This is a genomic window from Shewanella xiamenensis, from assembly GCF_014647135.1.
GTDB lineage: Bacteria > Pseudomonadota > Gammaproteobacteria > Enterobacterales > Shewanellaceae > Shewanella > Shewanella xiamenensis.
The window spans coordinates 60,570-85,836 of sequence record NZ_BMOP01000007.1; the positions used below are offsets into that span (position 1 = coordinate 60,570).

At 47.0% G+C, this 25,267-nt stretch carries 27 protein-coding genes and 1 riboswitch; of the genes, 17 read left to right on the forward strand and 10 right to left on the reverse strand.

What is annotated here, in order from left to right:
- Positions 1-5: 5 nt before the first annotated feature.
- A complete protein-coding gene (locus IEY09_RS08515; RefSeq protein WP_169548283.1) occupies positions 6-203 on the reverse strand; it encodes a hypothetical protein in 198 nt (65 codons plus the stop codon).
- Positions 204-568: 365 nt separating this feature from the next.
- Here IEY09_RS08515 and IEY09_RS08520 point away from each other — a divergent pair, with 365 nt between their 5' ends.
- The 4 genes from IEY09_RS08520 (at position 569) to IEY09_RS08535 (ending at position 4,357) form a co-directional block, all read left to right on the forward strand.
- Positions 569-1,408, forward strand: a complete 840-nt coding sequence (locus IEY09_RS08520) for a PfkB family carbohydrate kinase (RefSeq protein WP_169548282.1) — start codon at positions 569-571, stop codon at positions 1,406-1,408.
- 308 nt (positions 1,409-1,716) lie between these two features.
- Entirely contained in the window at positions 1,717-3,174 is a 1,458-nt protein-coding gene (locus IEY09_RS08525) for a sensor domain-containing diguanylate cyclase (RefSeq protein WP_047538607.1), read from the forward strand.
- A 94-nt stretch (positions 3,175-3,268) separates the two neighbouring features.
- Positions 3,269-3,961 (forward strand): MOSC domain-containing protein, encoded by a 693-nt coding sequence (locus tag IEY09_RS08530; protein ID WP_047538603.1) that lies wholly within the window; start codon positions 3,269-3,271, stop codon positions 3,959-3,961.
- Between the two features lie 39 nt (positions 3,962-4,000).
- On the forward strand, positions 4,001-4,357 hold the full coding sequence (locus IEY09_RS08535) for a DUF4870 domain-containing protein (protein WP_037423127.1): 357 nt from the start codon (positions 4,001-4,003) through the stop codon (positions 4,355-4,357).
- Between the two features lie 87 nt (positions 4,358-4,444).
- On the opposite strand, the gene IEY09_RS08540 is transcribed toward IEY09_RS08535, so the two are convergent.
- The gene (locus tag IEY09_RS08540; RefSeq protein WP_144345237.1) at positions 4,445-6,361 is read right to left on the reverse strand and encodes a methyl-accepting chemotaxis protein; all 1,917 of its coding nucleotides are present in this window, start codon (positions 6,359-6,361) and stop codon (positions 4,445-4,447) included.
- A gap of 303 nt (positions 6,362-6,664) precedes the next feature.
- Positions 6,665-8,314 (reverse strand): electron transfer flavoprotein-ubiquinone oxidoreductase, encoded by a 1,650-nt coding sequence (locus tag IEY09_RS08545; RefSeq protein WP_169548279.1) that lies wholly within the window; start codon positions 8,312-8,314, stop codon positions 6,665-6,667.
- Positions 8,315-8,566: 252 nt separating this feature from the next.
- Positions 8,567-8,700, forward strand: a riboswitch (molybdenum cofactor riboswitch).
- Here IEY09_RS08545 and moaA point away from each other — a divergent pair.
- The 7 genes from moaA to IEY09_RS08580 all read left to right on the forward strand — a co-directional run bounded on the left by moaA (position 8,688) and on the right by IEY09_RS08580 (position 13,621).
- Positions 8,688-9,668, forward strand: coding sequence for a GTP 3',8-cyclase MoaA (gene moaA / locus IEY09_RS08550; RefSeq protein WP_188870649.1), 981 nt, complete (start codon positions 8,688-8,690; stop codon positions 9,666-9,668). (Overlaps the previous riboswitch by 13 nt.)
- A 158-nt stretch (positions 9,669-9,826) precedes the next feature.
- Positions 9,827-10,261 (forward strand): cyclic pyranopterin monophosphate synthase MoaC, encoded by a 435-nt coding sequence (gene moaC / locus IEY09_RS08555; RefSeq protein ID WP_370686196.1) that lies wholly within the window; start codon positions 9,827-9,829, stop codon positions 10,259-10,261.
- A gap of 19 nt (positions 10,262-10,280) precedes the next feature.
- Positions 10,281-10,532, forward strand: a complete 252-nt coding sequence (gene moaD, locus IEY09_RS08560; protein ID WP_037423143.1) for a molybdopterin synthase sulfur carrier subunit — start codon at positions 10,281-10,283, stop codon at positions 10,530-10,532.
- A 1-nt stretch (position 10,533) separates the two neighbouring features.
- Positions 10,534-11,001 (forward strand): molybdopterin synthase catalytic subunit MoaE, encoded by a 468-nt coding sequence (gene moaE / locus IEY09_RS08565; protein WP_188870651.1) that lies wholly within the window; start codon positions 10,534-10,536, stop codon positions 10,999-11,001.
- A gap of 43 nt (positions 11,002-11,044) precedes the next feature.
- Positions 11,045-11,848: a molybdate ABC transporter substrate-binding protein gene (gene modA / locus IEY09_RS08570; RefSeq protein WP_188870653.1), complete on the forward strand. Its 804-nt coding sequence runs from the start codon at positions 11,045-11,047 to the stop codon at positions 11,846-11,848.
- 8 nt (positions 11,849-11,856) lie between these two features.
- The gene (gene modB, locus IEY09_RS08575; RefSeq protein WP_188870655.1) at positions 11,857-12,537 is read left to right on the forward strand and encodes a molybdate ABC transporter permease subunit; all 681 of its coding nucleotides are present in this window, start codon (positions 11,857-11,859) and stop codon (positions 12,535-12,537) included.
- A complete protein-coding gene (locus tag IEY09_RS08580) occupies positions 12,518-13,621 on the forward strand; it encodes an ABC transporter ATP-binding protein (protein ID WP_172589159.1) in 1,104 nt (367 codons plus the stop codon). The genes modB and IEY09_RS08580 overlap by 20 nt, the downstream gene beginning before the upstream one ends.
- A 1-nt stretch (position 13,622) precedes the next feature.
- Here the strand turns inward: IEY09_RS08580 and IEY09_RS08585 are convergent, their stop codons facing one another.
- Positions 13,623-13,784 (reverse strand): hypothetical protein, encoded by a 162-nt coding sequence (locus tag IEY09_RS08585; RefSeq protein ID WP_088586527.1) that lies wholly within the window; start codon positions 13,782-13,784, stop codon positions 13,623-13,625.
- A gap of 409 nt (positions 13,785-14,193) precedes the next feature.
- Between IEY09_RS08585 and IEY09_RS08590 the strand changes: the two genes are divergently transcribed.
- Genes IEY09_RS08590 through IEY09_RS08605 form a run of 4 tightly spaced genes read left to right on the forward strand, consistent with a single transcriptional unit; the run spans position 14,194 to position 17,466 of the window.
- Complete coding sequence (locus IEY09_RS08590; protein ID WP_037423157.1) at positions 14,194-14,715, forward strand: hypothetical protein; 522 nt, start codon at positions 14,194-14,196, stop codon at positions 14,713-14,715.
- 48 nt (positions 14,716-14,763) lie between these two features.
- Entirely contained in the window at positions 14,764-15,441 is a 678-nt protein-coding gene (locus tag IEY09_RS08595) for a response regulator transcription factor (protein ID WP_011621087.1), read from the forward strand.
- Positions 15,442-15,490: 49 nt separating this feature from the next.
- Entirely contained in the window at positions 15,491-16,747 is a 1,257-nt protein-coding gene (locus tag IEY09_RS08600; protein ID WP_037423161.1) for a sensor histidine kinase, read from the forward strand.
- A 32-nt stretch (positions 16,748-16,779) separates the two neighbouring features.
- A complete protein-coding gene (locus IEY09_RS08605) occupies positions 16,780-17,466 on the forward strand; it encodes a TIGR01621 family pseudouridine synthase (RefSeq protein ID WP_188870657.1) in 687 nt (228 codons plus the stop codon).
- A gap of 4 nt (positions 17,467-17,470) precedes the next feature.
- Here the strand turns inward: IEY09_RS08605 and IEY09_RS08610 are convergent, their stop codons facing one another.
- Entirely contained in the window at positions 17,471-18,649 is a 1,179-nt protein-coding gene (locus IEY09_RS08610; RefSeq protein ID WP_099457301.1) for a GGDEF domain-containing protein, read from the reverse strand.
- Positions 18,650-18,869: 220 nt separating this feature from the next.
- Between IEY09_RS08610 and IEY09_RS08615 the strand changes: the two genes are divergently transcribed.
- The gene (locus tag IEY09_RS08615) at positions 18,870-18,989 is read left to right on the forward strand and encodes a YqaE/Pmp3 family membrane protein (protein ID WP_229777800.1); all 120 of its coding nucleotides are present in this window, start codon (positions 18,870-18,872) and stop codon (positions 18,987-18,989) included.
- Between the two features lie 77 nt (positions 18,990-19,066).
- Here the strand turns inward: IEY09_RS08615 and IEY09_RS08620 are convergent, their stop codons facing one another.
- Entirely contained in the window at positions 19,067-21,241 is a 2,175-nt protein-coding gene (locus IEY09_RS08620; RefSeq protein WP_037423169.1) for a TonB-dependent receptor, read from the reverse strand.
- A gap of 303 nt (positions 21,242-21,544) precedes the next feature.
- Here IEY09_RS08620 and IEY09_RS08625 point away from each other — a divergent pair, with 303 nt between their 5' ends.
- Positions 21,545-21,703, forward strand: coding sequence for a DUF2986 domain-containing protein (locus tag IEY09_RS08625; protein ID WP_037425046.1), 159 nt, complete (start codon positions 21,545-21,547; stop codon positions 21,701-21,703).
- Positions 21,704-21,739: 36 nt separating this feature from the next.
- Here the strand turns inward: IEY09_RS08625 and IEY09_RS08630 are convergent, their stop codons facing one another.
- The 4 genes from IEY09_RS08630 to IEY09_RS08645 form a co-directional block, all read right to left on the reverse strand.
- Complete coding sequence (locus IEY09_RS08630; RefSeq protein WP_188870658.1) at positions 21,740-22,252, reverse strand: M23 family metallopeptidase; 513 nt, start codon at positions 22,250-22,252, stop codon at positions 21,740-21,742.
- Positions 22,253-22,274: 22 nt separating this feature from the next.
- Positions 22,275-22,853, reverse strand: coding sequence for a hypothetical protein (locus IEY09_RS08635; RefSeq protein ID WP_188870660.1), 579 nt, complete (start codon positions 22,851-22,853; stop codon positions 22,275-22,277).
- A 3-nt stretch (positions 22,854-22,856) separates the two neighbouring features.
- Complete coding sequence (locus IEY09_RS08640) at positions 22,857-23,522, reverse strand: CHAP domain-containing protein (protein ID WP_188870662.1); 666 nt, start codon at positions 23,520-23,522, stop codon at positions 22,857-22,859.
- Between the two features lie 211 nt (positions 23,523-23,733).
- Positions 23,734-25,077, reverse strand: coding sequence for an anaerobic C4-dicarboxylate transporter (locus IEY09_RS08645; protein ID WP_037423187.1), 1,344 nt, complete (start codon positions 25,075-25,077; stop codon positions 23,734-23,736).
- Positions 25,078-25,267: the final 190 nt, after the last annotated feature.

The window sequence follows — 25,267 nt, forward strand, 5'->3', positions numbered from 1 at the left end:
TCGTGTTATTTTTCAGAGCAGTCAGGCTCACTTTGTTGAATCGACTGCTCTTCAAACAAGGTTTGTAGTAATCGATATTCATGTTGGATTTTTGCTACATAAACATCATGAAAATTCAGCTGATGAAATTCCTCTACGCATTGCCGATAACGGCGTAATTGTTCTTCGCTATCCATATCTTCATGCAGCCAGCCTATTAACATACGAATTCCTTTCGTCTTTATCCTTGGCACAAAGTTTAACCTTTTTCTAATTTAAGGCTCGCTTGAATCTTGGTGACATTTTTATGTTTGCATGAGTAAAGCTTACCTTTTTCAAGATTATTCATATTATTTATCATGTTCTTAATCGAACATCGTCTTTAACTGTTTAGCCTGAATGTGTGGTGTTGCTGAATTTGATTATGGTCAAGGTCTTACAACAAAAGCCCGTTTAAGCTGACATTTGATGAATAATAGGTATTAGATACTCAGATTGTGCCACCTCGCATTTTGGTCTAGATTGGGGCTCTTTTAGCCCCAAACGTGTCCCGGTTGGGCGTGGTATTCTCTTTCAATGGAGCCTTGTCATGGCAAATATTTTGCTGGTGGCCAACCTTAACTGTGACCGTGTGTTAATCCTTGATAAACCTTTAAAAACCGGTGGTCGCTTTCATTATCAAGATGGCGGTCAACGCCTAGGCGGCGGTGGGGCGAATACGGGGCTTGGACTTGTTTGGGCAGGTCATAGAGTTGCATTAGTCAGCCAAGTGGGTAGGGATGAAATGGGGGATTGGGCTATCGCCGAGGCGAGTACCCAAGGGCTTGATTGTCGTTTAGTGCAGCGCCGCGCAGGGAATACCTGTGAGATGCTGCTGGTGATGACTCCTGACGGTGAGCGCACCATTATCCGCCCGCAGCGGCCAGTTTTTGAGTTATCGGTTCCACCAAAATGGCAGCATTGGGATGCGTTGTATTTTAATACATCAGCGGAAGGGACTGTAAGTTGGGCTAAAACGGCACTCGATCATTGCCTTGTGATCGCCCAACTTGCCAAGGATGATAGACCACGCCCTTGCCATGTACTACTTGCTTCTATGAGTGATATGCATGGACGATGTGATGTCGCCTCTTGGGATTACGGTGTAAGCATTGGTGGTGAATCATTACGTTATTTTGTGGTGACTGATGGTGTCCGTGGCGCGAAGGTTTATACCCAAGATGATGTGCAGCATGTGCCTGCGGTGCCTGCTGAGGTTGTCGACACCACGGGTGCAGGGGATGCCTATGCTGCTGGGCTTATTCATGGACTCTGTGCTGGCAAATCTATCACTCAAGCAATGTCTGAAGGTGCTGTTTGGGCGGCTTTTGCAGTCGCAACAGACAGTTCTATTCCTGGTGAAGCTTTAAAGCAGTATTTAGAAGCATAATGTGGAAATGGGCTGCAACCGTTAAACAATTTGGACGTCATTTTTCTGTCATCTTGGATTGATAAAGTGTGCACAGTGACGGAGAGCTCTTGTCCTTTAACGTTTGCTTGCGCTTTTCTCCCATTTTGTTGGTTCGCTTGTTTGCCTCGTTTCCCCAACGGGGCATTTTTTTACCTCGAATAATGTTATTTCGTCGAAGAACATTCATATAGCGGAAATATTGTGCGGTCATTGAGGGATTGCGTTAACATTTAGGTAACTCACCACGCTACTACAAAATAATAAGCCTACTGCTGTTGGAGTTGGAAATGGGCAATCACGTTTGGAATGATAAAAAGAAGTTTATTTGGCTACTTTCTGTGTTGTTGCTAGTTGCCTTTTTAGTGACCAGTGGTATTAGCTATAAAGTGGCCCATGACTCTTTGAGTCAGCAAATTGAAAGTAATACTTTACCTTTAACAAGCGATAATATTTATTCAGAAATTCAACAAGATCTACTACGTCCGATCTTTATTTCCTCCCTTATGGCACAGGATACCTTTGTGCGTGATTGGACATTAAACCATGAGCAAGAGCCTGAAAAGCTGATCCGTTATCTGAAAGAAATCCAGGATAAGTACGATACTGTCACCAGCTTTTTTGTTTCAGAACAGAGTCGCAACTACTACCACTCATCGGGGGTGTTAAAGAAAATCCAAGATATTGAGCCTAATGATGCTTGGTATTTTCGTGTCCGTTCGTTACCAGAATCAGAACATTATGAAATTAATATCGATGCTGATACCGCTGATCGCACTAAAACAACCGTATTTGTTAACTATAAAGTTTTTGATTTTGAAGGTAAGTTTATGGGGGTTACTGGCGTTGGCCTTGCAGTTGAAAAGGTCAAGGCGCTGATTGAACTCTATCAAAAGCGTTATAACCGTCGGGTTTTTTTCACCGATAGACAGGGGAATGTCACTCTCCATGGTGATGAATATGATGGCGCTAATTCACTGCAAGCCAGCACTGGCTTGGAGCAACTATCAACGCGCATTTTAACTAGCCCAAGCGCCGCATTTAGCTATCAGCGCAACGGTAAAACGGTCTACTTAAACAGTCGATTAGTGCCTGAGTTCAAGTGGTATTTAATTGTTGAGCAAGAAGATGCTCCGCAAGAACAAGAACTGCTTAATACCTTTTGGGGGAACTTAGCCCTAAGTTTGGTCGTGACCATAGGTATTTTGTTTATTTCAAACATGACCTTAGGGCGCTATCAGCGCAAACTTGAGGTTATGGCATCAACTGACAAACTCACTGGTGCAGCTAATCGACAAGTCTTTGAAGAGTATTTCCATCAGGCATTAGACAAAGCTAATTTGTCGCAAACTCCTATTTCAGTTCTCCTTGTCGATATCGACCACTTTAAAAAAGTGAATGATAGCTATGGTCATAGTATTGGTGATTTAGTGCTCAAAACGGTCACTAACTTGCTACGTAGCCAGCTAAAACAGCAAGATATACTTTGCCGTTGGGGTGGGGAAGAGTTTTTGGTGTTATTGCCAGAGATGGATTTAAGCCATGCGGCAGAGTTGGCGGAACGTTTCCGTGATTCGATTTCTCAGCGCGAGTTGAAGGTCAATGGAGTACATATTGCTATCACTGTCAGTATTGGTGTTGCAGAATATCAAAAGCTTGAACCGGCAGAGGATTTAATAAAACGAGCCGATTTAGCTTTATATCAAGCGAAAGAAGCTGGCCGTAATCAAGTAGTGTTAAATCAGTGATACCCAGATTTTAGAGCACGCTCGATTTGTTTAGAGTATGTAATACTTAGCGTTTTTATTTGGCCCCGTGTGGCGACAATGATGGGAGTAACCAATGTCGACCTTATTGGTAAACAGATTATCGGGTTTGTATTTAGGGGCGAGCCTGCAAGAAATTAGCGGCATTTCAACTGGCATTGACGGTAAAAAATCGGCGCAGCAGTTAGTGGTGAATGTCGACCATGTGGAAGGCGATGCACAGGCTGATCCTAAACATCATGGCGGACTTGACCGAGTATTGCATCATTTTCCCCGTGAGCATTATGGTCAATACCGTCGTTGGGATTTAATCACCCAACTCGAAGATGCACCGAGCATGGGTGAAAATATCAGCACGGTTGGCTTAAATGAAACCGAGGTCAATATTGGGGATGTGCTGCAAATCGGTGAAGTGATTGTGCAAGTGACTCAGCCGCGCTCACCTTGCTTTAAATTGAACCTGCAATTTGGCCATAGAGACTTTGCCCTTGCCATGCAGCAGAGTCAGTTATGCGGTTGGTTTTACAGAGTATTAATCCCAGGTGTGATTCAGTTAAGCGACAAGATAGAATTAGTCGAGCGTAAAACTGATATCAGCGTTGCCGAGGCGATGGCGCTGTATTTTTCTCCTCAATATAACGCTAAAGCCTATGATAGACTCGCCTCCTGTGAAGGGCTGGCACAAAGCTGGGTGAATAGCCTACAGCGCCGCTTAGCAACGCAGCAAGTCGAAGATTGGCAAATGCGTTTGTATGGGCCAAAGAGCTAATAACTTTTATATTTCAAACAATAATACAGGGAAAGTGTCATGATAGAGTCAGTGACGAAGAGCGAGAAAGATTTTGGTTTACTGGTGTATGCCTCTAGTTTAATTGGGTATTTAGTACCATTAGGCTCCATCCTTGGTCCGCTCATTTTGTGGCTGATGAAGCGTGAAGAGTCGGCTTTTGTCGACCAATGTGGGCGCAGCTGTCTGAACTTTAAGCTAAGCCTACTAATCTACGTGATCATCAGTGGGATATTAGCGTTTGTAGGCATTGGATTTATCTTGCTTATCATCCTCGGCATTTTGGACTTAGTCTGTACTATCCTAGGCATAGTTAAGGCCAGTGAAGGGCAGGTTTATCGCTATCCACTGACAATCAAGTTTCTCTCCGATAACTAATCGCCTTTTAAGTTATGTAATAAAAACGCCTTAGGGAGACCCACTAAGGCGTTTTTGTTTCTATATCAATATCTTTGTGTTTGACAATTACACTTTAAACTTAGCTACCAAGGTATCCAAGCGGTGGGCGAGTTGATTTAACGCTAAACTGGCCTGCGCCGCAGCTTGGGCTGTGCTCGCGGTGCGTTGGGTAATGTCGTTAATTTCGGTCACGTTACGGTTAATATCTTCGACCACGGTCGATTGCTCTTCTGTTGCCGCCGCGACTTGAATGTTCATATCACTGATAAGACCAATACGATCGCTAATGCCAACCAAAGACTGGCTAGCCTCATCAACCGCTGTGACACCTTCGTGTGAGCGAGCGCGGCTCTGTGCCATGGCATTAACTGCGCGGCTTGCTTCAGATTGCAACTTGTCGATCATACCTTGGACTTCGTTAGTAGAGGCTGCGGTACGTGATGCAAGATTACGGACTTCATCGGCAACTACGGCAAAGCCACGTCCCGCTTCACCTGCGCGTGCAGCTTCAATCGCGGCGTTGAGGGCTAATAGATTGGTTTGCTCCGAAATAGCACGGATCACATCGAGGATGCCACCGATAGATTTGGTATGAGTCGCGAGGGATTCAATCACTTCACCTACTTGTTCCACATCATGGGAGAGCTGATTGATAGTGTCACGGGCACGCGTTACTACCACTTGGCCGCTATTGGATTCTGTATCGGCATCTTTCGCGGCGACAGCGGCTTGGGCTGCATTACTAGCGATTTCATTTACGGTTGCCCCCATCTCATTGATGGCCGTTACCACCATCATAGTGCGGTCTTTTTGTTCATGACTATCTTCAAGGGTTTGCTGTGCTTGATTAGATACATCTTTCGCCGAGAGGCCGAGTTGTTCACTGGTCTGTGCTACCTCAATCACGGAATCTTGGATTTTGCTGATAAAGCTATTAAATCCTTGGGCAAGTTGGGCAATTTCATCTTCACCATTTACAGGTAAGCGTTGGCGTAAATCACCCTCACCTTCACCGATATCATGGAACATTGCTGCGACTTGGGCGATAGGGCGACTCACTGAGCCAGCTACCACAATGGCCAGCATGATAAAGCCCGCGGCAATGATTACGGTCCAAATTAGGATCTGGTAGGCGGCATCTGTCAGCAGGGCGAAGACTTCGGCTTCAGGTACTTGGGCAACCAAATACCAATCCATCGACGGAATATAACTGCTGGCAACAAAGGTGTTTTCACCTTGGATGTCGGTATTAATAAGATTGAAATCACTACGATTGAGTAATGAGCTCATGTTGGCGCCTGAGTACAAACTCTTGAGGCTGCTCTTGCCAATTTGGCTGGCGTCTGGATGTAGTTTTACCTCGCCTTTGGCATCGACTAAGTAGACAAACCCGGTTTTTTCAATCTTAAAAGAGTCGAGGAGTCGCACCATATCATCGAGGGATTTGGCGAGACCAACAAGTCCGCGACCGTTAGGTTGTTGATAGTTTATAAAGAGTTTTACCTCACCATTGGCTTCGGTAAATACGTTTAACATCCGCTCTTGGCCGCTATCACGATAACCAAAAAACCACCCATCTTGGGCGGGCGTGAGTACGCGTAAAAAACCGTCCTGAGTATAATAGGCTGCGGTTTGTCTATCGGCGTAGGAGGCTTGGGCCAAATGATATTGGCGGGTGATGTCCTTTAATTGGGCAACGACTTGGGGCTCTTGCTCCGTTGGGCGGCCATTTTCAAGCCATTGCAGTAACATACGGCTGCTGGCGAGTTGTTCGGCGGCATTCATTAAGCTCGAAATATCCAGCTCAATCTTGTTGCGGATCTGCATCATTAGGCTGGGCATTTCCGACCCGAGCATACGTTGCTGAACCACATTTTTAGCACTGCGTTGGCTGAGCACGCCCACCAGAATGGTTGATAGCAGCACTGCAAATGCCACTGTCAGCAGAATTTTCTGCTTAATAGTAAGGTTATTAAATATCATAAATATCAATATGCCTGTGTTATACGTTTAGAAATATCGGTCGACGTTTTCTACCAATGACTTAGTATCGGACAGAAATGTTAAAAGTTAACCTTAGTTTTGGTCTAATGCCGAATAAAACAGCGTACAAGACATTTATTTGGCCTAACCTGTTGCTCTTGCGGTAGATCTTGTTATGTAGAGTATAGATGGAAATGAGTTGCTGATTTGAAGCATGTGATTTTTATGGTGCAATTGTGGCCAAAATGTAGGGGTAAGGCAAGTAAAAAGAAGGCGCTCAATGAGCGCCTTCTTCGGTAGAGATTACATATTCGGGTAGTTTGGACCGCCGCCGCCCTCGGGCGTCACCCAAGTAATATTTTGGCTAGGATCTTTAATGTCACAGGTTTTGCAATGGATGCAGTTTTGCGCATTGATAACAAACTTCGGTTGACCCGCTTCTTCAACAATTTCGTACACGCCAGCAGGGCAGTAACGCTGGGCGGGCTCGTTAAATTGCGTCAGGTTTATCCCGAGCGGAATGCTGTTGTCTTTTAAGCGTAGATGGCAAGGCTGGTCTTCCTCATGATAGGTGCTCGACAGGTAGACTGAAGAGAGCTTATCGAAGCTGAGTTTGCCATCGGGTTTCGGGTAATCAATCTTATTGTAGGCGCTTACTGGGGCCATTTGTGCATAGTCTGGGTGTTCATCACGCAGGGTGATCGGGAACTTACCACCGAACCAGTTTTGATCTATGTAGTTAAATGCACCGCCAAGGAAAGTGCCAAACTTATGCATTGCCGGGCCAAAGTTGCGCGACTTATATAGCTCTTCGTGTAACCAGCTTTCTTCCAGATGGGTTTGGAAACAATCCAGATCTTTACCGCCTTCGACCTCGGCCATCATTGCCTTAGCTAAGGTTTCAGCCGCGACGATGCCGCTCTTCATGGCGGTATGCGTGCCTTTGATCTTGGCAAAGTTTAAAGTGCCCGCATCGCAACCAATCAGCAAACCGCCGGGGAAACTCATCTTCGGTAGTGAGTTCAGGCCGCCCTTAGTGATTGCGCGAGCACCATAGCTCAAACGTTCACCGCCAGTTAAGTATTTGGCGATGACTGGGTGAGTTTTATAACGCTGAAACTCATCGAATGGGCTTAAATGGGGGTTTTTATAGTTGAGGTCGATAATCAGACCCACGGCAATTTGGTTGTCTTCCATATGGTAGAGGAAGCCACCACCTGAGGCGCCATCGGTTAATGGCCAACCACCTGTGTGCACTACTTTACCTTGTTCGTGTTGCTCGGCGGGCACTTTCCAGATTTCTTTAAAGCCTAGGCCGTAATGTTGTGGTGTTTTACCATTATCTAAGTGGTATTTCGCGATCAGCTGTTTGCCTAAGTGACCACGGCAACCTTCTGAGAACACGGTATATTTGGCGTGTAGTTCCATGCCGGGCATAAAGCTGTCCTTCGGCTGACCGTCGGCACCGACGCCCATATCACCAATCAGGATGCCCTTCACGCTGTTGTCTTCATTGAAGAGTAATTCGCTGGCGGCAAAGCCGGGGAAAATTTCTACGCCGAGTTCTTCGGCACGGGTCGCGAGCCAGCGACAGAGATTACCTACGCTGACAATATAGTTGCCTTCGTTGTGCATGGTTTTCGGCACAAATGCATTGGGCATGAGTTTGCTGTCGGTAGCGGAGTTGAGTAGATAGATTTCATCGTGGGTCACGGCTGTGGTGACGGGGGCGCCTTTATCACGCCAGTCGCTGAATAGCTCGTCTAATACCCTTGGTTCGAATACGGCGCCTGATAGAATATGCGCGCCCACTTCGGAGCCTTTTTCTACCACGCAAACGGTAATTTCTTTACCTGAATCCTTTGATATCTGTATTAATCGACACGCAGTCGCCAAGCCAGCTGGGCCAGCGCCGACGATAACAACATCGAATTCCATTGATTCGCGTTCCATCAGTTCACCTTTTCCTTCGCTTATCCCCAATTTATATCGGGTGTTGTAGTTTGTTTGTAAACGGGCGTTTTATTACTAATGTCCACCTTACCTCAAAATCACCGCATGGCACAGGGGCTAAGCAGGCTGTTTAGCCTAAAGAGTGACAAATCTTTGGGTGAGCACTGTCACAGATTGTTCACGCTCAGTTGAAGCGGATCAAGAAATACCTGTTTAGGGGTATAGCTAGCCAATACTTTCGGCTTATAATCACGGCTGACGGTTCTCCGAGCTTGCCTACCTAAGTCAACAGATATGGTGGTGTAGCCGTGGCAATAAGGCCACTGGGGTGAGTAAAGAAATGCACTCGCCTCCCACACTTGGAAAGGTGATCATGTCTCAATTACAAGACAATTTTGGTCGTAAATTTCATTACTTACGGATGTCAGTCACTGACGTTTGTAACTTCAAATGCAGTTATTGCCTCCCCGATGGTTATCATCCTAATGGCAAACAACAGTTTTTATCTCTCAGTGAGATAGAAAACCTTGTGTCCGCATTTAGCCAAGTTGGCACTCAAAAAATCCGTATCACTGGCGGTGAACCCACGCTGCGTAAAGATTTTACCGATATCATTCGAGTGGTCGCCGACAATCCTCGTATTCATACCGTAGCCACTACCACTAATGGTTATAGGCTCGAGAAGCATGCCCAAGAGTGGTTCGACGCTGGGCTTCGCCGCATCAATGTGTCGGTAGACAGCTTAGATCCTAAGATGTTTTACCAGATCACCGGCGAGAATAAGTTCGACGAGGTGATGCGTGGTATCGATGCTGCATTATCAGCAGGCTTTGAGCGCGTAAAAGTCAATGCGGTATTACTCAAAGGCATGAACGATAAAGATTTACCGCGCTTTTTGAATTGGATTAAGCATACGCCCATCGACCTGCGTTTTATTGAGTTAATGGAAACCGGCCTTGGCCGCGAGTATTTCCAAGCCCACCACTTAGCGGGGGCCGATATTAAAGTTCAGTTGCTTGCCAACGGCTGGCAATTGGATACACCCCGTGCCGACGATGGCCCTGCGCAAAACTTCAGCCACAGTGACTTTAAGGGCCGTATCGGCTTGATCATGCCCTACGCTACTAACTTCTGTGCGAGCTGTAATCGCTTGCGGGTCTCGGCCAAAGGTAAGTTGCACTTGTGCCTGTTTACCGAGTCCGGTATTGATTTGCGTGATCTACTACAACACCCGAGTCAGCAAGCGGAATTAATCGAGCGGTTACACGGTCAACTGGCACAGAAGAAAGAAACCCATTATCTGCATCAGGGCATTACTGGCGTAACTCAGCATTTGGCCTCGATTGGCGGTTAATCTAACTTAGGTTTTAGTCTGCTTATCGCGTGATCTTTCATTTAGTTAGGTTTCGCGATTGCGCTCAATTTCCAATATGCTTGAATTTAGCAGCAGTTTAAAGGATCGCTTCAATGAGCAATGTATTTACCCATATTAATGCCGACGGCAATGCCCACATGGTCGATGTGACCGAGAAAGCCGTGACCGAGCGTGAGGCCCGTGCCGAAGCCTTTATCGAGATGGCGAGCGCGACCCTTGAGATGATCATGAGCGGCAGCCACCATAAGGGCGATGTATTTGCCACCGCGCGTATCGCGGGGATCCAAGCGGCGAAAAAGACTTCAGATTTAATTCCGTTATGCCATCCACTAATGCTAACCAAGGTCGAAGTCGAGCTTGAGGCTCAGCCTGAGCACAATCGTGTGCGCATTACTAGTCTGTGTAAATTGTCCGGCAAAACCGGTGTCGAAATGGAGGCGCTCACGGCGGCCTCTGTTGCAGCGCTGACGATTTACGATATGTGCAAAGCCGTGCAGAAAGACATGGTGATTTCACAGGTGCGCTTGCTCGAAAAACGCGGTGGCAAGTCGGGACACTTTAAAGCTGAATAACGTAAAGCGAGATAAGAATATGATTAACGTGTTGTTTTTTGCCCAAGTTCGTGAGCTTTTAGGGACGGCACAACTGAGTGTTGAAGCGAGCGAGCAGACACAAACCGCAGAAGGATTACGGGCAACTTTAGCGGCTAAAGATGATAAATGGGCCAAAGTGTTAGCCTCGGACAAATTACTGGTGGCGGTAAATCAAACCATCAGTCAGTGGGATACCCAAGTGAGTGATGGTGATGAAGTCGCCTTCTTCCCACCTGTGACCGGAGGTTGATATGCGTTTACTGCCGAATGTACGGGTGCAAACTGTTGATTTTAATGTGGCCGATGAATACCACCAATTAGCCCAAGATAATAGTGATGGCGCGGTTGTGACTTTTGTTGGCAAAGTGCGCGACTTTAACGATGGTTCAGTGGTGACTGACCTGACTTTAGAGCACTATCCCGGTATGACGGAGCGTGTTCTTGAGCAAATCGTTGCCGAGGCGCGTGAGCGTTGGCAGCTCAATAACGTTACGGTTATCCACCGTGTCGGCACGATGGCGCTGGGTGAGCAAATTGTGTTTATTGGTGTCACCAGCGCTCATCGCAAAGCGGCCTTTGCGGCCTGCGAATTCTTAATCGACTTTTTGAAGACCAAAGCCCCTTTCTGGAAATTAGAAGCAGGGGACAAGGGCAAGAATTGGGTCGAGGCCAAGGATGCCGACGAGCAAGCGGCGCAAGTGTGGCAACACAAAGACTAACGTAAGACTGAGCTAGCAGCAGGCGAGACTGAGAGGTGAGTTTATGCACGGTGTGACAGGGTTAGGCAAAATCTGGGGTCTAGTATTTTCTCTAGTATTGTCGTTCTGTGTTGCTTTGATGCCTACCGTTAGCCGCGCCGAGACTGTGCCTGCGATTGCGGCCGCCGCCAATATCAAGTTTGCCCTCGATGATATTGTTAAAAACTTTAGCGCCGAAACTGGGCTCAAGGTGCGAGTCTCCTACGGCTCATCGGGTAATTTTGTCGCGCAAATTCAACATGGTGCGCCATTTGAAATGTTGCTTAGTGCCGATGAGCGTTATATCCATGAGCTGCAAAAAGCGGGCTTTACCCGCGATGAAGGCGTGCAATACGCGGTGGGTCGCCTAGCCTTAGTCGCCCCAAACAAGTCCCCTTTAACCTTGGATACTGAACTTAACGGCGTAAAAGCCCTACTCGCCGCGGGTAAGTTGGAGCGCTTTGCGATTGCTAATCCTGAGCATGCGCCCTATGGCGAACGCGCCCGTGAACTGTTGCAAAAACTAGGCTTGTGGGATGGTCTACAAACCAAGCTAATCTTGGGCGAAAATGCCTCCCAAGCGGCGCAATTTGCCGTGAGTGGCTCCACCCAAGGCGGTATTATTCCGTTATCCCTTGCCTTAGCGCCCCAGTTTAAGGCCTTAGGTCAGGCGATTGCTTTGCCCGAAGAATTGCATGGGCCACTCAATCAACGCATGGCGTTGATGCCAAAAGCGGGAGCAACCGCAGAGCGTTTTTATCAATATCTTCAATCTGATGCCGCCAGAGCCGTATTCCTGCAATACGGATTTGGTCTACCCGCTCGGTAAGGCCAGACATGGATTGGCAGGCGCTTTGGTTATCGGTCAAACTCAGTAGCATCACAGTCTTGGTGTTGATCCCGCTGGCGATTCTGGCGGGGCGAGCCTTAGCCTATCGTCAGTTTGTGGGTAAGTCCTGGGTTGAAGCTTTAATCATGGTGCCCTTAGTCTTGCCGCCGACTGTGATTGGTTATTACTTGCTGGTGGGGCTTGGCAGCCAAAGCTGGTTAGGGCAGTGGTTAGAGCATCTGACTGGGCAGCAGTTAGTGTTTCATTTCTCGGGGTTAGTGCTGGCATCCGTGCTGGTGAATATTCCGTTTGCGTTGCAACCGATACAACGTGCCTTTGAGGCGGTTCCACACGACGTGCGCGATGCTGCAGCCTGTTGCGGCATGAGCAAACTTAAAATTCTACTTAAAATTGAATTGCCTATGGTCTGGCCGGGGGTGTTGACCGCCATAGTGCTGTGTTTCTCCCATGTGCTGGGTGAGTTTGGGGTGGTGCTGATGATGGGCGGCAATATCGCTGGCGAAACCAAGACGATATCGATCTCCATTTATGACAGCGTGCAGGCCTTCGATTTTGGCGCAGCAGGTACTATGTCTCTGGTATTGCTGTTATTTGCGATTACCGCATTGGCTCTAACTACCAGTTTGTCACGGCGTTTAGGAGGTCAGGGTGGCGCAAATCATCGCTGATCTGCATTGCCAGATCCAAAACCATAAGCATATAAAACTGAGTGCCGAATTTAGCTGTAAGGCGGGTGAAGTGTTAGCGGTCGTAGGGCCTTCTGGCGGCGGTAAGACGACGTTACTGCGGATGATCGCAGGGCTGAATCATCCCGACACGGGCAGTATTGTGTTTGGTGAAACGCCATGGTTTGACCATCAAAGTAGCACCGCGCTAACGCCGCAGCTGCGCCATATTGGCTATATGCCACAGCATTTTGGCTTATTTCCTAATCTTACCGCGCTCGAGAACGTGGTTGCAGGGCTTGACCATATTCCCAAATCGGAGCGAGTTGCTAGGGCGAAGGATTGGTTAGAACGGGTTAATTTACATGGTTTGCCCGATAGACTGCCTATGCACCTCTCTGGGGGGCAGCGGCAACGGGTTGCGCTTGCTCGCGCCCTTGCCCGTGAACCTTCAGTGCTACTGCTTGATGAGCCATTTTCGGCGGTGGACAGAGAAACCCGCGAGCGTTTGTATCTCGAACTTGCTCGACTCAAAGAGCAACTGCTTTGCCCCGTGATTATGGTGACCCACGATTTAAACGAAGCACTGCTGCTGGCCGATTCGATGATCTTGATTAGCCAAGGCCAGATGTTACAGCAGGGTGCGCCGTTTGAGGTGTTATCGCGGCCACGTAACGAGGCCGTTGCGCGGCAGATGGGCTTAAGGAATATTTTCGATGGCGAAGTGGTGTTTCAAGATCGCACTAAAGACATCACCTGGCTCAAATTTGGTGAGCAGCTGATTGCCAGCGATTTTGGCAAAGACCGCAGTGTTGGCAGTAAAGTTCGCTGGGTCATCCCCAATCAGGGTATTCGATTTAACGCCATTTCAAATGGACGTTTATGCCGTAGTTTTAATAAGTTAGATGTGACAATCGACTCTTTACTTGTGATGGGCGAGTCGGTGCGGGTCGTCTGTTATGCTACTGGGACTAAACTACAGCTTAATACGGAAGTGTCGCTTCATCTCGCACAGAAGCTTGGCTTAACCAAAGGAATGCAAACTACGGTTGCGCTCAAATCTGAGCAAATTCATATTTTAGAATAAGTTAATGACGTTTTTTACCTAGTAATCCCATCCAAAATGTTCCTTCCAACAGCATACCTAAGATGATAAACGTCACGGCGCTTGTGGCGCTGCCATAGGCGTAGGCGCTTAATGCTGCAAGCAGTAGCAAACTTAAGCTAATCCAGCGTGTAATTGGTTTCATATGCACTCCGATTTAAATAGCCGTTTAGTTGACTCTAGAACAATGGGATTGCATTGCCAATCGTACTTTTTGACGACACAGATGCGCTAAAATACCAGCTGAAATTCAATTAGTGTGATTTTAAATGGCTAAATGATGGCGTTTTACGGTAAATGTCATGCTTCAAAATCCCCAGATGATCAAAGCTTAATCTTGTTTCCATCGGTGTTTCAGTCGCTATTAGGTAAACTGAATGCATTCGTCAGTGTTTGCTGAGTTTGAATCAAGTGGATTGAGCAATTCACATGAGTGATGAACTAGGCGCCATCATGGGCAAACAGGGATAAAAGTGATGGGATTTTGGTACGCCATCGACATCTAACTGATTGTCTCATAAGATACAAACTTAGCCGATTTTTATGGAGGAACCATGAGACTATGGTTGCTAGGATTCATGTTGGTATCTGGGATTGCTACCGCAGCCCAGAGCATGTATTCGATGCTTTCGAGCGGTGAGTATCAGCCGCCGTTAAGCGTGATGCAGCAAATTGAGAAGGAGTTTCCTGGCGTGATTGCCGAGTTTGAAATGGAAATGCAGGAAGGCGAATTGGTCTACCAGTTTGAGTTGATTAATCCGCTGGCGAATGCAATTACCCGCTTCGAATATCGGGCGCGAGATGGTAAGTTATTGAAACAAAAAGCGGGTAAAGTCACAGCCGATGATGTCGGCGAGGTGGAAGCCGCACGCCTTATCAACACTAAGCATCAAACCTTCTCCGGCATTATTGCAATGGCGACTCAGGATCATAAGGCCTTTCTGACCGATGCTAAATTAGACCATGACTTAGGTATCAGTTACTTAGAGTTAAAGTTGCTGGACGATACAGGCAAGTATAAATTGGCATTCGATATTGAAAATTTACGACAGTTACCTTTACTTAAGTGGGATTAGCACGCCGAGTATTACCGCTAAGTGAAGACAGGGGAGCGCAGCATACAGATGAAAATACTTTTAGTTGAAGATGATGCGACAACGATCGACTACATCGTTAAAGGATTTCTTGAGCAGGGACATAATATTGAGACCGCCAGCGATGGTCATCAAGGTCTACTGCAAGCCACGAGTGGTCAGTACGACCTCTTGATTCTCGACCGCATGTTGCCCCAACTCGATGGGTTGAAACTGCTGGCCGCCCTTAGAGCAACTGGCAACCAAACTCCAGTGCTTATCCTGTCGGCGCTGGCCCATGTGGATGAAAGGGTAAAAGGTCTGCGTGCGGGTGGCGATGATTATATGACTAAGCCCTTTGCCTTTTCGGAGCTGCTTGTACGTGCCGAAAAGTTGATGCAACGGGGCCAATCCGTACCTATTACCACAGATCTGGTGGTTGGTGGCTTAAAAATGGAGCTGCTAACACGTAACGTGACCTTAGATGGCCACGATTTGATGCTGCAACCCAAAGAATTCCAACTGCTTAAGTATCTGATGGAACACGCTAATCAGGTTATTAGTCGGACGCTATTATTTGAAGCCGTGTGGGATTATCACTTTGATCCCCGTACTAATGTGATCGACGTGCATATCGCCAAGTTACGTCGCAAGTTTGAAGAGTTAGGTCACGGTGAATTGATTGAAACCGTAAGGGGAGCGGGTTATCGCTTACGCCAAAGGCATTAAGCCTTACCAAAGCAGCGCCTGGCGCATCACTATTATCTTCTCGACCTTAGTGACTGTGATCATAGGCGCTTTGCTGTTTGCCCTTTATCGGCAGCTTATTATCGAACAGCAGTACCAAGTGACTCAGTATCTCGAGTCAGAAACCCAACGCTATCAGCAGCTTGCTCTTACTGTCGACCGTCGCAGTTTTGCGGCGCAAATTCGTGCCGCCGATCCGCAGACGGCGCTTATCGCCTGGCGCAATAGCTATGATATGGTTGGCGCCTTAAGCTTTATGCCTGAAGGCATGCCCATGCTGCCGCAAACGCGGGATTTCCCGATTTTGACTGGCGGCCCTGATAAGTTGCATATCCTTACCGGCGGTCTAGTGATGACTCGCTATGGCCCCGTACTTATCGCCACCCGTACCGACAACTTAGCCACACTCATCGATAAATTTATCAGCGCAGCGGCCACGGCCGTGATGTTGACCATAGTGTTAACCTTAGCGCTGGGCTATCTGTTTTCTAAAGCAATTTTACGCCGTTTAGTGCAGTACAACCGTTTAAGTGAGCAAATTGAGCGTGGGCATTATGATACGCGTCTGCCGCTCAGTTGGCGTCAGGACGAGTTTGATATGTTGGCGCTGCAATTTAACAACGTGCTGGATATTCTTGAGAATAACCTGATGGCGGTGCGTGGTGTGACTGATAATATCGCCCACGATTTGCGCACGCCTTTATCCCATATTCGCATTGGTCTTGAGGAGTTGGCGGCTAAATCTCCCGATGAAATCAGTGAGGGCTGTGCGATTTTGACCGAAGAGCTTGACCACTGCCTTGCGACCTTCGATGCCATGCTCTCGCTGACACGCATTGAGGAAGGGCAGCAAACCTTAGATTTGCAGGAGCTGAGTTTGGCGCAGCTATGTACTGATTTGCTGGAAATGGCTGATGCAGTTGCGGAGTCGAATGAGCAAACCTTGAGCCTGTCGCTGCTATCTGACCATAAAATTTATGGTGACAAGTATCTGTTGTTCCAAGCCTTGTATAACTTGGTCGACAATGCGATGAAATATTCAGGCCAAGGCGCACGTATCGATATTATTCAATCCGGTGCCCAAATTAAGATTTGCGATAACGGTCCTGGGATCCCCGATGACAGCAAGGAAAGGGTGTTTGAGCGTCTAGTGCGGCTCGACCCCAGCCGCCATTTGCAGGGTACAGGTTTAGGATTATCTATGGTCAAAGCGATTCTGTCGCGGCACAATGCGCAAATTACTCTTTCGGATAATCATCCCGGCCTTGTGGTTACTATCCAGTTTTAGGCCAATATCCGCGTGACAGTGTTAGGAACCCCATGTACCGAATCATAGCCAATGAGGCTGATTTTCTTGTTATTTCTAAATCGCCGAATGTGCATTTTCACAGCCAAGATGGCACTGCGGGTGTCGTTGCGCAGTTGGAGCAGGATTTAGGGATAAAACTCTTTGCCGTGCATCGGCTCGATACCCCTACCTCAGGGCTGTTACTGTTAGCCAAACATTCGGCGGCAGCTCGGCAGTTGACTGAGCTTTTTCGCGCCCATCGAGTGCAGAAATACTATCTTGCCCTCGCCAAAGGTAAGCCTAAAAAGAAGCAAGGCTGGGTGATTGGCGATATGGCCAAATCCCGCCGCAGTATGTTTAAGTTACTACGTACCAAAGAAAATCCAGCGATTACCCAATTCTTTTCCGTCAGTGTTGGCGATGGGCTAAGGCTGTATTTGCTCAAACCCCATTCGGGGAAAACCCATCAGTTACGGGTAGCGCTTGCTAGCCTTGGGGTACCGATTTTAGGCGATGCCCTCTATGGCTCCGATGTCGCCGACCGCTGTTATCTGCACGCCTATTGCCTGCATTTTCGTTATCAACATGGAGATGGCAGTTGGCAGGATTATGCGTATCTTGATATGCCTGAGCAGGGTGAGCTCTTTTTAACTGAGGCTGTTAGTGAGGCGCTGACATTTTGGCAAGCACCAGAGACTTTAGATTGGCCTGAACGATAGGTGTTTATTGGGAGGGAAATGCTTGGCAGATCCGGTCGCGCCCCTCAGACTTTGCTTGATACATGGCATGATCGGCTTCAATCAATAGTTTGTCTGGCTGACATCCTTGATAAATCGTGGCGTAACCCACGCTTGCGCAAAGTTGGACTTTTTTATCCTGCCAGTTAATCGGATTTTCCCTCAGTACCCGATGTAATTTATCCGCAACGGCTCTTGCGGATGGTGCGCTTGTGGCTGGCAGTAAAACCAAAAACTCTTCCCCACCATGACGACACAGGACATCGTGTTCCCGTAATACCGAGTGAAATAATCTTGCCGCTGTCAGCAGGGCGAGGTCACCAACATCATGACCATAGTGATCATTTATATGTTTGAAATGGTCGAGATCGAGCAAGATCACGCTATAAGGCTCTGCATTTTTCTGCCAGCGTTGGTGGGTTGTGGTGAGTCTTTTTTGCATTGCGCGTCGATTCCACAGCCCTGTGAGCTGGTCTTTTTCAGCCAACATTCTGATTTTACTCACCAGACGAGTCATCGCATTACCTATCATCAGGATATTGATAAGTAAGGCTAAGAACACATAAAACCACAGCACAGGAATGGCTTCAATCGTGTGCATGGCAATAAATATTGGCGTTTCACTCGGCGATAACAGGGCGATGAAAAACCGAATCATGAAGATGATAGCCATCGCGATTAAGGGGGTGATCATGGCAATCGCTATCTTATTGCCAGTCTCTCTGCGGATAGCGTAATAGTTATCTCGACTGAGCATCACAAAAGATAGTGCTGCATTGGCTGAAAAAAGCATGGCGAGTATCGGCTGAGATTGGACATTTGGGGGAACCATCAACATGAGTGCTGCGGTGATTGCGAGCATAGTCAGATCGAACTTAGTGCTGTGCTTCAATCTAAACAGGTATTGTGTGCCCCAACGCAGCATGATAAATCCGAGTAAGATAACAATATCTGCGCAAAACCAGTAGAGGTAACTATTTGATTCGGTTCTTAGAGTGTTGAGAATGATGCCGATAAATACACAGATATTCGCAAGGGAAAAGCGTATGCTGGCTAATTTGGCAATGTTCAATGGTTTGGCGATTAATCCCCATGCAATAGCGGCTGTACCTGTCAGTAGACAAATAAATTTAATTAGTAAAAGCGCTTGGGGATCAAATTCCATGGCGGCGTTCAATTTTCCTTTAACTATAGATGGCTTTTGGCATTTTTGTTGAAATGGACTGAATGTTAAGTGAAGACCTGTGCCACAACGCCCAAGCCACAGGTTGATAATGCAATGGTTGCAAACTGGTGGGCTAACGACGAAGTTAAAAACTGCTTACTCGTCATTTATTACGGTTTAAGGATGGCCTGCTGTCGATATAAACAAATGACTATGAGTCATTATTGCGATTCTATTGCCTCCCGTTGTGGTATTTTTAAACGCGGGCGTAGGCAAAGATCTGTTAATTATCATAGTGCTGTGTTTATTTTTCGGGTTTCTGCCTTACCGTTGTCACTAAGGCATAGCGTGTTTCAATGAGCCAATAAAAAGCGCAACCTAAGTTGCGCTGATTATCAATTCAACCCGAGGCATTTATTAAAACGCTACGGTATAACCTATAGTGGCAGTACGACCCATACCTTTGAAATAACGATCATTTGTACCCATGGTTTGTGAGTAGTAGTTGAAATAATCCTTATTAAACAGGTTTTGTACACCAATGCTTAAGGTACCCGTGTAGAGCGGCATTGAAAATGACGCGTCGACAGTGGTGTAACCATCAAACTCGGCATATTTAGCACCTTTGGCATTTTCAAAATCACGGTCCATAAAGTAATTTGCTTGAACACGTGTCGACATTTCATTATCGAAGTTGTGGGTCCAGAATAAGTTGATACGATTCGGGGAAATATTGGCGCCATCGAGATCGGTATCGACCTTATTATCGCCGTTTACATCGTATTCGCCCCGTTGCAGTGCGATGTTCATGCCCAAATCATCATTGCTTGTTAGATAAGCGGTAACATTCGCTTCGATCCCATCAATGACGCTTTTTTCACGTTTTACATCATAGAAACCGTCACTGTTTAAGGCTAAACGGGCACCAAAATCGGTAGCAGAACGGTAGTAAGCAATTTTAGCACTTAAGAAACTACCTTGATAATCGGCACCCAATTCAACGTTATCCGTCACGATTGGAGTTAATGCTAAAGAGTCACTAATGCTTGGATTGGCGCCGGGGAAACTGTTTCCGTCACGCAGAATACGGCCAATGTCTGGCATGCCAAAACCTTGGTTGTAGCTAGTGTAGACGCGGATATCCGGCGTGATTTTATAGGATAAACCGACATTGAATAAGGTTTCATCAAAGGTGGCTTCGCCCCCCGCGATTTGCTTATTGCCAGCGCCATAGAGGGTTTTGTAGTCATCAACATTGAGGGTAGCGTGCTCGTAACGCACACCGGTTGATACGGTTAAATCTTTAATTAAATCATAGTCTAACTGTAGATACGGCGCGAAGTTATCATAGGTGCTTTCAGGTACCCAAGAGAACCCAGTTTTCACTAAGTCCTGTTCAGTCGTATCGCGGAACAAGTCGATACCATAGGCCGCATCGATGCCAGTATCTGCAATGTTTTTCGCGATTAACGAAGTTTTTAGGCCCCATTTAACCGAAGAGTTGCGTGATTGCTCGTAGTATAAGTGCTCGCCTTTGCTATTTACACCGCATTGAACCACTTGATCGCTGCCTTCAAAGGAAGGATCGTAGAAGCTATCGAAGCAACCACCGCCGTACACCGCTTTAAAGTCTTGATTAAACAACTGCATGTTGAGCTGTTGGCCTGCAATGTTTTCGTGGCTATAGGTTAAACTGGTGGTGGTGACTTGGTTATTAGCCGCTTCCCAGGGCTGTTTTTGTTCCACGGCACCGGTTGGAATACCATTGGGTTTATTACCTGCTACGGCCATCCAGTCGCCATTGTTATCCATGTTGTAATGGTTAACCATCAGCTCTAAGCGCGACTCGGTAAAGTTGTGGCCTAATTTGATGAAGAAGTCCTTACTCTGGCTATCCATGGACTCGCCTTGCGTGGTATCTACCCCAATCACATCGTGATTGGCATCGTAGTAAACCCCGTTATTGCGATAGCTGACCGAGCCTAGCATATCGATCAATTCTGACTCGCCTGAAAACGCATAGCTGGCACCAAAACTGACACCGTTAGACTTGAGTGAGTCAGGGACTGTGACATCAAAGCTAGCGACGTGCTGGTTATCGCCCGTGGGCTTTTTGGTGATGTAGTTGATAATACCGCCCTGTGCGCCTAGGCCGTGCATCGCATTGGCGCCGTGGATAATTTCAATGCGTTCAATCATTGCAGGATCGATAGTTTGTCCTGAGCGACCACCGCTGCGCAGCGGGTTCGATTGCGGCACGCCATCGATCATAATTAATGGTGCACGACCACGCAGGGTTTCACCCGTATTACTCATCTTTTGGCGGCTAGGTGAAAAGCTTGGTGCTAAGTTGCCGATAATGGTCGACAGATCTTTGGTGGTGCGGAACTGTTCTTCGAGTTGCACGCGGTCGATAATGGTCACTGTATTAGGAATCGAGCTTGGGGATTTATCCATACGGCTCGCGGTCACGGTAATTCTTTCTATTTCTTTGTTTTTATTTATTTCCGTGTCGGATTTTTCTTGTGCAATAGCGGATTGGGTGAGTGCTGCAAAGACAGCGAGAGCAACAAACGAGGTTTTGAACGTCATATAACTTCCTGCTAAGGGCGTGTGAATTTGCTACACCGAATTCCTTGGCATCAGACTCTTCCGTTAAACAACATTGCAAATGATAGTGATTTTTATTAGCTTCGGATGATAAGGAAGTCATTCAAGGTTGTCTAGTCGATCTGTAAATCAAACGAGCTAAAATGTGGCGTTTTTTGCAACTTGTGACTCGGATAGCAATTATAGGTGTATTAAGATTGAGGGTTTATCTTCATCCTACTGATTTGTTGCTGTGGCTAAGGATGGCTATAATGTCGGCTTGAATATTGCTCAGATACAGCGCTTATGAACCGCAAAAAGAAGATTAATCAAACGCTTAAGCAGAAGGCGAAAAAAGCTAATGCCAAGCTTCACACCAGTAATAAACCTAAATATATCGCGAAAGCAGAACGAGTTGCACAGGCTCTCGCGGCAGAAAATGAGCTAGAAGTGCCCGTTGAGTGAGCCGTTAATCTCTAACAGTTAAATCCTCAATAAAGCTTACTTAGCCTCTAAATACTCAATGGGATTGAGATAAAAAGCCTTTTTATATCCTTGGGTTGAAGTGTCTATTCGCCAAGGTCTTGGGAACAGGCTTAAAATGGAATAGTGCAAATGGGGTGGTTTACCTTGAGCATTGCCAGTCGTTCCGACTGTGCCTAGCGTTTCTCCACCTGTCGCGAATAAGCCTGTCGATGCTTCAATGCTGCCTAGGTGCGCAAAATAATGAATTTGCCATTTTGGGCCGAGTCCAACAACGACTTTTCCGCCTTTAAAAAAGTCACCTTTGTACAGCAGTAGCATGGGCGTTGGTGCGATAACCGGGGTACTCGTGGCCGCAAATATGTCGATACCCTTGTGTGTGCCCGAGCTTCCCCAAGGCTCATACCAAAAGGTTTGGCTATTCCAATCCTTATTCGTGGCACCTTTTACGGGGATGATAGGTTGTTCAGGTACCAAGCATCCGGCAAGGAAAAAGAGTGCGAGAGTGAATGCGGTATATTTCAGTTTCATTATTATCTCTTACATAAATCTTTTAGTGAAACTCACTGAATTCTCGCCAGTTTGTCGGATATTGCAGGCGCTCGGTTTCACCAAGTGATAACCAATAGGGTCGCCAAAACGTATCGCACCAAAACTCAAGGTTCCCTTGCAAACTCCCAAGTGTATCAGGATCAACATCGGGAAAACTTTCCCAAGGTGGAGGCGGCGCGGCTTTAAAGGCAATAAGCTGTTGCAATAGATTGATATCATTGGTGATCAGCAATACACAGATCCCGGCAAAATCAGCATATTGTTGTAAAAATACTGTTGTCTGTAGGCTGGTGTGATGCAGTACGCCATTAAATGGCATGTCAGAACCTACATGCTCGAATCCTGCTTGGCAAAGTAAAGTGTCGAGTCGTTGTTTATCTTGATCATTCAACAAGCAATGGAGTTGATAGGCGGATAATTCAGTCTGAGTTATTGGCGTGACTAAGGGATAAGCTTGGCGGTGAGGCAAAGTGAGACTCGCAGTTGCTTCGCCACCAAAGAGTGCTTGAAGATCCGTTGCCTGCGAGCGAGTTGTCGCTTTTGTGGCAAATAGCTGTTTTACCCAGTTAAAAATCCCCATAGCTTATTCCTTGATGGCCATCGTAGGGTCGATAAAGCCGCCCGTTTCTGTTATCACCTTAGGGCTTATTGCCTCCCAGCGTAACCATCCTTTGGCGCGTGGTGCGTTTATATACCAGAGTCCAGCCCGTTGTTCTAAAACGAAATATTCCCTTGATGGGGCAAATGGGCCGGGGTTTTGCTGGGCGATTTCGATACCGTTGTCTGTTACGGCCGCGATGATGGCGACATGGCCATAGGGATTAAACATCCATGGGGCAAAGACCAGTAAATCATCTGCCATAGGTTTGCTTTGGCTACCATTGGTAAATTGGCGTAGGGCGCGTTTTTCATTCCAACTGCCATCAGTGAGCAGATTATCGAAGAAGTCCCGGGCGTGCCCAAAACTGTCAGGCATTTTGTGTTGATATCGTTGGTAAAAGTAGCGCTTAACAAATTCTACGCATTGATATTTTATGCCGAGGTTATAGCCGTCGAGGGAGATGTTGCGTCCCTTATTAGTGTTGACGCCACCGTTATAGTAAATCTCGATTCCATTGAGGGAGTCGATAACGTCACCCACTTGGTGATCAGTGTTGAAGTGATAGCGTGTAAGCAACTGATAGCCGAGAAAACTGACGCCAAGCCCCAGACCCACAATCAGCATCCATAAGCGAAAACCTTTAATCATCTTTAGTACGACATTCTCAAAAGATAAATTGATTCAGCATGATATAAGGCGGGATTGTATGCTGCTGTTGCTAAAGACGTCTAGCTGATAAGGGAATGTGGCGGGAGCTTAATACTTTCGTACTGAGCGCTTGCACATCTTTAATTCGTCAGGCCGATAGCGTTAATGTGCTATCGGCCTGATTATATGTGCTTATTAACGCAAACTAACTTTACAGTAGCGCAGTTGCCAACAGATAACCCACGGTTGATGCGGTACTAACACCAATCAGTCCTGGGATAATAAAGCTGTGATTAATGATGAACTTACCAATTTTAGTGGTACCTGAGCGATCGAAACCGATGCAGGCCAAATCGCTTGGATAAGTGGGCAGCACAAAGTAGCCATAACTGGCGGGTAAAAAAGCAATTAATAGCTTAGGATCGACACCTAAAGCTAATCCCATCGGTGCAATCGCCGTGAGCGCGGCCGCTTGGCTATTGACCAGTTTGGAGATTAAAAACAGCACTAGGGCATAGGTCCAAGGCTGGTTTTGCACTACGTGGGAGAGGTTTTCCTTCAGTACATCCATATGGCTGATAAAGTAAGTATCGCTCATCCACGCCACGCCAAATACCGAGAATATCGCCACCATACCCGCTTTAAAAACCGGACCATTGGCAATTTCAGCTGGCTTGACTTTGCAGCTCATCAAAATAAAGGCGCCTGCAATCAACATCATCATTTGGATCACTAGGTTCATCGACAGGGGTGCGAGCTTGCCTTTCTCTTCAAACACTGGACGCAGCTCGCTAAAGGAGCCGAGTAACACTACAGCAGCGATAGCGGCAAAGAAGATCCCTGTTGCCCAATACGCTTCTTTGGGGAAGGTTTGATTCAGCAGCGTTTCGCCCTTGTCGTAGATAAAGGCTCTTTGCACAGGATCTTGAATTCGCTCTTGAAACTCTTCGTCTTTATCTAAATCTTTGCCGCGACGTAGGCTCCACAGTGCCGCCACTAACACACCGCAAAGAGAGGCGGGCACCGACACCATTAAAATGTCTAGCATGCTGTAGGCATGGCCGACGCCGTGCTGCGCCGCCAAAATCGATACCATAGAGACCACTGCGACCGACACTGGAGAGGCGCAAATCGCCATTTGTGAGGCGACGGAGGCCACCGCCATTGGGCGTTCTGGGCGAATGTTCTTCTTCAGGGCAATGTCAGAGATAATCGGGAACATGGTGTAAACCACATGGCCTGTACCGCACAAAAAGGTGAGCGTCCATGTAGTTAACGGTGCCAGAATGGTGATGTACTGTGGATGGCGGCGCAGTAAACGTTCGGCAAACTGCATCATCACATCTAAGCCGCCTGCGGTTTGCAACACGGCGGCACAACCGATAACCGCAAGAATGGTTAACATCACTTGCACTGGTGGCTGTCCGGGGGCGAGACCAAAGACAAACGTCAGTAAAAATAAACCTATACCACTTATCAACCCGAGCCCCATACCACCATAGCGGGTGCCCAGTAGCAAGCAGCCGAGTACGACAATAAATTCCATTAAAATCATTTTGATTTACCCCTGCGGAACCTGCCGCGCTATTTGTATTAGGACTAGCTGTATTTGGCGTTATTTTGCGAGGCGATTGACTTTGATAACTTGCGCTGGCGCAAGGTGTAAATAAAAAGTGGCATTAGATTTTTCATAAATTTGAGCTAGCGCTAGAAACGTGTCGCCAGAAGTTGCATCCTTGTTAACT

Excerpts from the sequence above, each read along its gene's own strand:
- IEY09_RS08515 (WP_169548283.1), bottom strand. The coding sequence starts at position 203 with ATGTTAATAGGCTGGCTGCATGAAGATATGGATAGCGAAGAACAATTA.
- IEY09_RS08520 (WP_169548282.1), top strand. The coding sequence starts at position 569 with ATGGCAAATATTTTGCTGGTGGCCAACCTTAACTGTGACCGTGTGTTA.
- IEY09_RS08525 (WP_047538607.1), top strand. The coding sequence starts at position 1,717 with ATGGGCAATCACGTTTGGAATGATAAAAAGAAGTTTATTTGGCTACTT.
- IEY09_RS08530 (WP_047538603.1), top strand. The coding sequence starts at position 3,269 with ATGTCGACCTTATTGGTAAACAGATTATCGGGTTTGTATTTAGGGGCG.
- IEY09_RS08535 (WP_037423127.1), top strand. The coding sequence starts at position 4,001 with ATGATAGAGTCAGTGACGAAGAGCGAGAAAGATTTTGGTTTACTGGTG.
- IEY09_RS08540 (WP_144345237.1), bottom strand. The coding sequence starts at position 6,361 with ATGATATTTAATAACCTTACTATTAAGCAGAAAATTCTGCTGACAGTG.
- IEY09_RS08545 (WP_169548279.1), bottom strand. The coding sequence starts at position 8,314 with ATGGAACGCGAATCAATGGAATTCGATGTTGTTATCGTCGGCGCTGGC.
- moaA (WP_188870649.1), top strand. The coding sequence starts at position 8,688 with ATGTCTCAATTACAAGACAATTTTGGTCGTAAATTTCATTACTTACGG.
- moaC (WP_370686196.1), top strand. The coding sequence starts at position 9,827 with ATGGTCGATGTGACCGAGAAAGCCGTGACCGAGCGTGAGGCCCGTGCC.
- moaD (WP_037423143.1), top strand. The coding sequence starts at position 10,281 with ATGATTAACGTGTTGTTTTTTGCCCAAGTTCGTGAGCTTTTAGGGACG.
- moaE (WP_188870651.1), top strand. The coding sequence starts at position 10,534 with ATGCGTTTACTGCCGAATGTACGGGTGCAAACTGTTGATTTTAATGTG.
- modA (WP_188870653.1), top strand. The coding sequence starts at position 11,045 with ATGCACGGTGTGACAGGGTTAGGCAAAATCTGGGGTCTAGTATTTTCT.
- modB (WP_188870655.1), top strand. The coding sequence starts at position 11,857 with ATGGATTGGCAGGCGCTTTGGTTATCGGTCAAACTCAGTAGCATCACA.
- IEY09_RS08585 (WP_088586527.1), bottom strand. The coding sequence starts at position 13,784 with ATGAAACCAATTACACGCTGGATTAGCTTAAGTTTGCTACTGCTTGCA.
- IEY09_RS08590 (WP_037423157.1), top strand. The coding sequence starts at position 14,194 with ATGAGACTATGGTTGCTAGGATTCATGTTGGTATCTGGGATTGCTACC.
- IEY09_RS08595 (WP_011621087.1), top strand. The coding sequence starts at position 14,764 with ATGAAAATACTTTTAGTTGAAGATGATGCGACAACGATCGACTACATC.
- IEY09_RS08605 (WP_188870657.1), top strand. The coding sequence starts at position 16,780 with ATGTACCGAATCATAGCCAATGAGGCTGATTTTCTTGTTATTTCTAAA.
- IEY09_RS08610 (WP_099457301.1), bottom strand. The coding sequence starts at position 18,649 with ATGGAATTTGATCCCCAAGCGCTTTTACTAATTAAATTTATTTGTCTA.
- IEY09_RS08620 (WP_037423169.1), bottom strand. The coding sequence starts at position 21,241 with ATGACGTTCAAAACCTCGTTTGTTGCTCTCGCTGTCTTTGCAGCACTC.
- IEY09_RS08625 (WP_037425046.1), top strand. The coding sequence starts at position 21,545 with ATGAACCGCAAAAAGAAGATTAATCAAACGCTTAAGCAGAAGGCGAAA.
- IEY09_RS08630 (WP_188870658.1), bottom strand. The coding sequence starts at position 22,252 with ATGAAACTGAAATATACCGCATTCACTCTCGCACTCTTTTTCCTTGCC.
- IEY09_RS08635 (WP_188870660.1), bottom strand. The coding sequence starts at position 22,853 with ATGGGGATTTTTAACTGGGTAAAACAGCTATTTGCCACAAAAGCGACA.
- IEY09_RS08640 (WP_188870662.1), bottom strand. The coding sequence starts at position 23,522 with ATGATTAAAGGTTTTCGCTTATGGATGCTGATTGTGGGTCTGGGGCTT.
- IEY09_RS08645 (WP_037423187.1), bottom strand. The coding sequence starts at position 25,077 with ATGATTTTAATGGAATTTATTGTCGTACTCGGCTGCTTGCTACTGGGC.